Annotated in this window: 2 protein-coding genes; both read left to right on the top strand. The window is 70.0% G+C overall.

What is annotated here, in order from left to right:
- Positions 1-772: D-xylose 1-dehydrogenase (gene xylB, locus QRN25_RS26210; protein ID WP_285022469.1), on the top strand; the 772-nt coding region annotated here is incomplete at its 5' end.
- Between the two features lie 16 nt (positions 773-788).
- The coding region (locus QRN25_RS26205; protein WP_285022468.1) for an SMP-30/gluconolactonase/LRE family protein at positions 789-1,038 on the top strand (250 nt) is incomplete at its 3' end.

The raw sequence follows: 1,038 nt of genomic DNA, 5'->3' as shown, positions 1-1,038 counted from the left end.
CTCCTCCACCGCGCAGGCCGCGCGCTTTCCCTCGCTTGCGGGCAAGGGGGTGTTCATCTCGGGCGGCGGCTCCGGGATTGGGGCGGCGCTCGTCGAGGCCTTCGCGCGGCAGGGGGCGAAAGTGTCCTTCGTCGACATCGCCGCCGAACCTTCCGAAGCGCTGGTGGCGAGCCTTGATGGCACGGTGGAGTTCACCCCCCGCTTCGTCGCCGGCGATCTCAAGGACCTCGACTTCGTGCAGGCGCAAGTCGCGGCGGCGCATGACGCGCTCGGCGGCCTCCACGTGCTGGTCAACAATGCCGCCAACGACGACCGCCACGCCATCGCCGACGTCACCCCGGAATACTGGGACGAGCGCATGGCGGTGAACCTGCGCCACCTGTTCTTCGCCGCACAGGCCGCCGTGCCCTTCATGGAAGCGGCGGGCGGCGGCGTGATCCTGAACTTCGGGTCGATCAGCTGGCACCTCGCGCTCGACCAGCTCTCGCTCTACCAGACCGCCAAGGCCGCGATCGAGGGCATGACCCGCGCGATGGCCCGCGAACTGGGCGAGCGGAACATCCGTGTTTGCGCGATCGTGCCCGGCAACGTCCAGACGCCCCGGCAGGAAAAGTGGTACACCCCCGAGGGCGAGCGCGAGATACTCGATGCACAGTGCCTGAAGGCCCGCGTGCAGCCGGCCGACGTGGCGGCGCTGGCGCTGTTCCTCGCCTCCGACGACGCGCGCATGTGTACGGGGCATGAGTACTTCGTCGATGCCGGCTGGCGCTGAGACGATGACGGCCCCAATGACGCCTGCCGTCGCCTGCAGGCTGGGCGCCACGCTGGGCGAAGGCCCGGTGTGGGACACGGCGCGCGGCTGCCTGTGGTTCGTCGACATCAAGGGCCACAAGCTTCACCGCTTCGATCCGGCCAGCGGCGCGCTCGACAGCACCGATGCGCCGGCGGAACCCGGCTGGGTGCTGCCGCTGGCGGACGGAGCCCTGCTGGTGGGCGCGAAGGCGGGTATCCACCGCTTCGCCGACTACGCCTTCACCC

It is taken from the genome of Novosphingobium sp. fls2-241-R2A-195 (genome assembly GCF_030209485.1).
Classification (GTDB): Bacteria; Pseudomonadota; Alphaproteobacteria; order Sphingomonadales; family Sphingomonadaceae; genus Novosphingobium; species Novosphingobium resinovorum.
The sequence above is the reverse complement of the archived record's forward strand: the minus strand, read 5'-3'. Positions and strand labels throughout refer to the sequence as shown.